The 7,555-nt window shown below is 32.1% G+C and carries 4 protein-coding genes and 3 pseudogenes; 6 read left to right on the top strand and 1 reads right to left on the bottom strand.

Going from position 1 to position 7,555, the window contains the following annotated elements:
- The 6 genes and pseudogenes from Q326_RS18715 to asnB all read left to right on the top strand — a co-directional run.
- A pseudogene (locus Q326_RS18715) lies at window positions 1–256 on the top strand (IS3-like element ISAzo10 family transposase); the annotation flags it as partial.
- Between the two features lie 401 nt (window positions 257–657).
- The gene (locus Q326_RS0114430) at window positions 658–1,821 is read left to right on the top strand and encodes a CDP-glycerol glycerophosphotransferase family protein (RefSeq protein ID WP_156936325.1); all 1,164 of its coding nucleotides are present in this window, start codon (window positions 658–660) and stop codon (window positions 1,819–1,821) included.
- Between the two features lie 30 nt (window positions 1,822–1,851).
- Complete coding sequence (locus Q326_RS0114425; RefSeq protein ID WP_026896012.1) at window positions 1,852–2,865, top strand: NAD-dependent epimerase; 1,014 nt, start codon at window positions 1,852–1,854, stop codon at window positions 2,863–2,865.
- Window positions 2,866–2,993: 128 nt separating this feature from the next.
- Window positions 2,994–4,160: a nucleotide sugar dehydrogenase gene (locus Q326_RS0114420; RefSeq protein ID WP_026896011.1), complete on the top strand. Its 1,167-nt coding sequence runs from the start codon at window positions 2,994–2,996 to the stop codon at window positions 4,158–4,160.
- A gap of 79 nt (window positions 4,161–4,239) precedes the next feature.
- Window positions 4,240–5,360, top strand: a pseudogene (locus tag Q326_RS17535) (IS3 family transposase).
- A 56-nt stretch (window positions 5,361–5,416) separates the two neighbouring features.
- Entirely contained in the window at window positions 5,417–7,237 is a 1,821-nt protein-coding gene (asnB, locus tag Q326_RS0114405) for an asparagine synthase (glutamine-hydrolyzing) (protein WP_026896009.1), read from the top strand.
- A 136-nt stretch (window positions 7,238–7,373) separates the two neighbouring features.
- Here asnB and Q326_RS18815 read toward each other — a convergent pair.
- Window positions 7,374–7,555 (bottom strand): annotated as a pseudogene (locus Q326_RS18815) (IS110 family transposase); the annotation flags it as partial.

The raw sequence follows: 7,555 nt of genomic DNA, 5'->3' as shown, positions 1-7,555 counted from the left end.
GGTGTTTGAATTTGTAAACTTTTATAATAAAGAATCCCTTCATAGTGGTATAAAGTATGTAACTCCACATGATAGACATTATGGTTTAGATGATGAAATACTTGCAAATAGAAAAGAAGTCTATAAAAATGCTAAATCAAAAAATCCTAATAGATGGTCTAAAGGTATAAGAAATTGGGATAAGGTTGAAATAGTAAGCCTTAATCCAACCGATGATTTATACAAAAACGAGAAGCTTAAGAAAAAAGTTCTATGACAACTTACTTGACAAACACCGTTATATGCTTGTTCCGCAATTTGGTATGTATGGAGCAGCATTTGCATTTTTAATTGCTAAACTAGTCATTGTAGTAATTGTTATCGCACTCAGTAAACATTACGATAATATAGGTTATAGTGTTTTAGATATGTTAAAGGTTATTATTCCTAGTTGGTTTTTTATGTCAATGGGATTAGTTTTGAGTTACAGTTTTTTTATGTATAAATTTAGCTGGGTCAATCTATTCTACAAAATATTTGTCTTACTAATATATTTAGTTTATTTGTATTTTAAAAACAGAGACCTTATAAGTAGGCTAAAAAGATTAGATGATGTAAAAAAAATCAAGAATTTTTTAAAATGGAAAAGAGAGGTCATATGAATTGAGAATATACTTTATGAAATTACCAAAAGCGATATTTAGACCTGTAGTTAATATTTTTAGGAAATTCTATATGTTTACCTGTAATCAGGTTTTTGGAATAGATCCAAATAAAGTAGTATTTATTAGTTTTAGAGGAAAATTATATTCTGATAGTTGCAGAGAAATATCAGAGAAGTTATATGAATCTAACTTTGAATATGATATTATATGGCTTTTTAATGAACCTGAAACTAAGAGTAAAGTGGTGCCTCCTTATGTTAAGATCGTTAAAAATAATACTCTGAAGGCACTTAGGGAATTAGCTACGGCTAAAATATGGGTTGATAATTTTCAAAAATCAAGATATACCTATAAGTCAAATGAGCAATTATATATTCAAACATGGCATGGAGACAAACCAATGAAGAAAGTACTATATGATTCAATAAAACACAAGAACGATAACTTCATTGAAGAAAAGATATGTGATCTGTTTATAGCTGGATCTGATTTTGGTAGTAAACTATATAAAACCGCTTTTAATTATAAGGGAGAGATTTTAAAAACTGGGCTACCGAGGAACGATAAGCTTGTGAATATTAAAATTAACAACATAAATGAGCAAAAAAAAGTATTAGAGATTCCTGAAAACTATAAAGTGGTGTTATTTGCACCTACACTAAGAGATACTGCAATAAAAAACAAAACAAAACAAAAAGTAGAAGGAATTGACTTGGTAGAGGTTATCAATGAACTTGAAACATTAACAAATAAGAATTGGCTGTGCTTAATAAGAGCCCACAGCTCAGTAAGTGGATTAAATGGTATTCAAAAAGATAATAGAATTATAAATGTTTCAGATTATGAAGATATGTCAGATTTGTTAATTGTATCTGATGTTCTTATCACAGATTATTCTTCAACAGCGGGTGATTTTGCTATCTTAAACCGACCAATAATTTTATTTCAGCCAGATATTGATGATTATTTGAGTAATGAAAGGGCCTTTTATTATGAGATGGTTGACACACCATTTTTTAGAGCAATGAATCAAGAAGAACTTTTAAAATTACTACATAGTTTAAATGATGAAAAAGTTATAGAGAACTGTCGCCTGATTAAGAAATTTTATGGGATTAGCGAATCAGGTCATAGTGCTGAAAATGTAGTGGATTTCATTATTGAGCACACAAGATAATTGACCAAGTTTACGAGGAGGCAATATTAAATGAGAATACTAATAACAGGTGCAGCCGGCTTTATCGGCTTTCACCTTTCAAAAAAACTATTAAAACAAGACTATCAAATTGTAGGAATTGATAACTTGAATGACTATTATGATCCAAGTCTAAAACAGTCCAGAGTTGAAATCCTAGGCAAGTATAACAACTTCAATTTTCATAAGGTTGACCTAAAAGACAAGGCTGCAGTAGTCAATATCTTCGAAACTTACCAGCTAACTCACGTCATAAACTTAGCGGCTCAAGCAGGAGTGCGGTACTCCATTGAGAATCCCTATGCTTATGTGGATTCTAACTTAACTGGCTTTATGAATATTTTAGAGGCTTGCAGAAACTATCCAGTGGAGCATCTCCTTTATGCATCTTCAAGTTCTGTCTATGGTGGCAATAAAGTAGTGCCATTCTCTACGAATCATAATGTGGATCATCCAGTGTCACTTTATGCAGCTACGAAGAAGTCTAATGAGTTGATGGCTCATACTTATAGTCATCTTTATGGTATCCCAACAACGGGGTTAAGATTTTTCACAGTTTACGGGCCTTATGGAAGACCAGACATGGCTTACTTCTCATTCACTAAGGATATCTTAGCTGGAAAGCCAATTAAAGTCTTTAATCATGGAAAGATGGAAAGAGACTTCACATATATTGATGATATTGTAGAAGGCATTTTGAAGCTAATTGATAAAGCTCCTATTGCTAATAAAGAGTGGGATGAAAGTAAGGACGATTTAAGCACAAGTTTTGCGCCTTATAAGATTTACAACATTGGGAACAACAATCCAGTTCAGCTCATGAGATTCATTAATGCTTTAGAATCTGCTCTTGGCAAAGAAGCTGAAAAAGTGTACATGGATATGCAGCCCGGAGATGTTCTTAGAACCTATGCTGATGTATCAGATCTTGAGAGAGATATTAACTTCAAACCAAGTACAAGTATTGAAGATGGACTTAAGAAGTTTGTTGAATGGTATCAAGAGTATTATAAAGTTGAGAAGTAGATTTCTTGACCAGAAATGAGCTAAATGATAATGATAGCTATAGGCATATACGAAATACTGAAACTATAAAATGAAACTCAGAGGTTTTTTAAAAAAAACCTTACATAAAACAAGGAGGTAGTCAGTAAATGAAAATTACTATCGCGGGAACAGGTTATGTAGGATTATCAAATGCAATCCTGTTGGCTCAGCATAATGAAGTTACAGCTTTGGATATTATCAAGGATAAAGTAGACATGATAAACAACAAGAAGTCACCAATCATCGATTCAGAGATTGAAGACTATCTTGCTAATAAAGAGTTAAATCTAAAAGCCACAACAGATAATTTTGTTGCTTTTAAGGATGCCGAATATGTCATTATATCTACACCAACAAACTATGATCCAGAGAAGAACTATTTTAACACAAGAACCGTAGAAGCGGTTATTGCTAATGTACTTGCCATTAATCCTGATGCTATAATGATTATTAAATCAACGGTACCGGTTGGATATACAGAAAAAGTAAGAGAAATGTTTGATACTGAAAATATTATTTTTTCACCAGAATTCTTAAGAGAGGGTAAAGCTTTGTATGACAATCTTTATCCATCAAGGATTGTGATTGGAGAAGAATCTGAAAGAGCTAAAGTGTTTGGTAATCTTTTAGCTGAAGGTGCTATCAAAGAAGATATTGATATGTTATTTACAGGGTCAACAGAGGCAGAAGCAATTAAGCTTTTTGCAAATACGTATCTTGCTATGAGAGTAGCTTATTTTAACGAATTAGATTCCTATGCTGAAGTGAGAGGACTTAATACACAACAAATTATTGAGGGAGTTGGGCTAGATCCACGTATTGGAAATCATTATAATAACCCTTCATTCGGCTATGGTGGTTACTGCTTGCCTAAAGATACTAAACAACTTTTAGCAAATTACCAGGATGTGCCGCAGAACATCATGTCTGCCATAGTTGATGCTAACAGAACAAGAAAAGACCATATCGCTGATATGATCATCAAGAGACAACCAAAGATTGTTGGTATTTATAGACTTACTATGAAGATGGATTCTGACAACTTTCGTCAGTCTGCTATTCAAGGAGTTATGAAGCGTATCAAAGCTAAAGGTATTGAGGTCGTGGTATTTGAGCCAGCACTTCATGAAGATGAGTTCTATCACTCAAGAGTTATTAAAGACTTTGATGAATTCAAAAAGATCTCAGATGTTATCGTGGCAAACAGACTGTCAGATGAGATTAGAGATGTGGTGGACAAGGTTTACACGAGAGATTTATTTAGTAGAGATTAAAATTTGGATAGGTTACACTTAGTTAGACAGTAAAAACTCGGACATGATAGAATAAATGAAATTAATTTGGAGGTTAATCATGTCTAATAGGTCTAAAAGATACACAGAAGAATTTAAAAAGCAGATAGTTGAAGTGATAAATAACGGGAAAAGTCCAACGGAAGTAGTGAAAGAATATAATATAGCTAGGTCCACTGTAAATAAGTGGGTTAAAGACTATTCCGCATCAGGTTCTTTTAAAGCTAAAAACAATAGAACAGAAGAAGAAAATGAATTAATTAAGCTTAGAAAAGAAACTCAAAGACTAAAAATGGAGAATGATATTTTAAAGCAGGCGGCGCTGATAATGGGACGAAAATAGCTATCATCAAGGCTAATAAACATAAGTACAGTATCACCGCCATGTGTGAAGTTTTAAAAATAAATAGAAGTCTTGTTTACTATACTCCTAAAGAGAAATCCTGTGATAGCAAACTAGAAAATGAAATAATAGCTATATTTAAGAGTAGTAGAAATAATTATGGTATTAGAAAAATAAAAAAAGAATTAGATAAAAAGGGATATCAAGTTTCTAGGAGAAAGATTGCCCATACTATGAGAAAATACGGTTTAGTATCTAATTATACAGTCAAGCAATATAAGGTTTATAAATCGAAGTGCAATGAAGAAAATACTAGCAATATCGTTAACAGAGCGTTTGATAGAAAGAAACCTCTGGAAATTGTGGTAAGTGATTTAACCTATGTAAATGTTAATGGTAAGTGGAATTATATATGCATATTATTAGACCTGTATAATAGAGAAATTATTGGATATGCTGCTGGTAAGAACAAGGATGCAAACCTAGTGTATAAAGCCTTTACAAAGATTGAGAAGCCTCTAGAAGATATTGAAATATTACATACTGATAGGGGTAATGAATTTAAAAATAAGGTTATAGATGGCTTATTAGCTATATTTAATATAAACCGGTCCTTAAGTAAAAAAGGCTGTCCTTATGACAATGCAGTAGCAGAAGCTACCTTTAAGGTTGTTAAAACGGAGTTTGCTTTAAATAAAATATTTGGAAGCTTTGAGGAGTTTGAATATTTACTGTTTGATTATGTAAACTAGTACAATAACCACAGGATTCATGGTTCATTAAACTACCTTACCCCTGTAGAATATAAAATATTAATGTCCGACAAAAAAGTGTCTTAAAAAGGGTTGACAATCCAATTTAAGTTGGCAAATCTAGAAGTAAAGGATGATAAAACATGTGCGGAATAAATGGAATGTTTAGTACTAGAAATATACCAGACATCGAAAAACGAATTGACAGAATGAATGATTTAATTGCCCACCGTGGACCAGATGATAAGAGTCATAGAATCTTTACCAATAAAGTGGCCTTTGGTCATAGAAGATTATCAATCGTTGATACAAGTTCAAGATCCAATCAACCAATGACTTCAAATTCAGGGAGATGGACTATTGTTTTTAACGGAGAGATATATAATCATCTCGAGTTAAAAAAAGATCTCAATTATAACTTTAAAACAACATCAGATACTGAGGTTATACTTGCTTATGTTGAGCAAAATGGCTTTAGCGACTTCCTAAAGAATAGTAATGGCATGTTTGCTATTGCATTATATGATAATGTAGAAAACAAACTTTTATTGGCAAGAGATCGGCTTGGGATTAAACCATTTTTTTATTATCTTGATGCTGATAAGTTTATTTTTTCTTCTGAGGTAAAAGGTATTTTAGGTAGTGGGTTAGTGGAGGCTGATTTTAACGAATTCGCAATAGATGAATATCTTGGTTATCGATATGTGAGGGAACCCTACACATTTTTTAATAATATTTTACAATTAGAATCAGGCTCGTTTATGTCGATAGATAATGACTTGAATATAAAAATCGAGAAATTCTGGGATTTGCCAAATGAGTTCAATAACGATCAAAACTATAATGAGTCTGAACTGTCTAAGCAATTCGATACTCAAGTTACTACTGCAATAAAAAGAAGATTGATGGCAGACGTTCCATTAGGAACATATTTAAGTGGGGGAGTAGACTCAAGCTTAATCTCAGCTATAACAAGCCTTAATTTAAATTCTAGAGTTAATACTTATACTATCGGATTTCCAGAACTAAATGAGTTCGAGTACGCACGCATAGTAGCTGAAAAATATAATACCATTCATCACGAAATAATAATTGACACAAATGATTATTTTGATACTATGAATGAAGTTATTGGCTATAAGGATGCGCCATTAGGAGTGCCTAATGAAATTCCTCTTGCGCTGATGTCAAAAGTCCTTAAAGAGAAAATAACTGTAGTACTATCAGGCGAAGGTGCTGATGAGTTGATGGGTGGGTACGGAAGAATTTATAGATCTCCGTTTGACTATGAAAATCACATTGATAAAACTAAATCTTTTTATGAGTATTTTATAGAACTATATGAGTATGTACCTAGAAGTCTTCGAGATAACTATTTAAGTATCAATACAAAGCTTAGAAGTGAATTTGATGAAAAAGTTAAAACTGAATTTAATCAGAGAACTAATGAAGAGAACGTATTTAAGTTCTTTCATAAATATCATGTTAAAGGGCTTCTAAATAGAGTTGATATCACCACAATGCTAGCAAGTGTAGAAGCAAGGGTTCCTTTCCTTGACCATGAGTTGGTAGAGTTTTCGTATAAGAATATACCTTATGATTTAAAATTGTGTTGGAAAAGTAATGATTTAAAGGAACAATCTAAAAGGCTTACATCTAATGAATACAGTGAAGTAAATGATATACCTAAATATCTATTGAGAAAAATCGGATATGATTATTTACAAGATGAAATCATTGAAAGAAAAAAAGTTGGCTTTCCTGTTCCACTTAACGAATGGATACACTCTTTAGAGAAACAGGCCAAAGATATTCTTAAAGGTGCATACTGGCTTAAAAAAGATAAGATAGAAGAATTAATAGAAGAAAGTAAAGATAATGCGAGAGCTGGGCAAATTATATGGATGTTTATAAACGTGGAACTATTTAGGAAGAAATACTTTGAGAAAAGTTGGCTGTACTAAGAACTATAATAAAGCAACCTGGTAATATGTCAAGGAGAATTTTTAAAAGAAAATAAAAGAAGTGATTAAAAAAGGGCAACTTTAATAGAACCTAGGTTTTTTAGCAAAAAAAACAGGTTTAATTTAAGAGCATATTTTATTGAATCTCCCCAACTTTATCATTGGAGTAGATTTGATTTTTAGTCAGCAAGCTAAAAATCAGGCGTACTAATTTACGAGATGTTAGCGCGAGTGCTCTTTTGTGTTGATGGGTCTTAACTTCACTAAATTTTTTGTAGTAATACTCTTTGTAGTCTGGAACAAGATTTTTTACACTGT

This window comes from Clostridiisalibacter paucivorans DSM 22131 (genome assembly GCF_000620125.1).
In the GTDB taxonomy this organism is placed as follows: Bacteria; Bacillota; Clostridia; order Tissierellales; family Clostridiisalibacteraceae; genus Clostridiisalibacter; species Clostridiisalibacter paucivorans.
The sequence above is the reverse complement of the archived record's forward strand: the minus strand, read 5'-3'. Positions and strand labels throughout refer to the sequence as shown.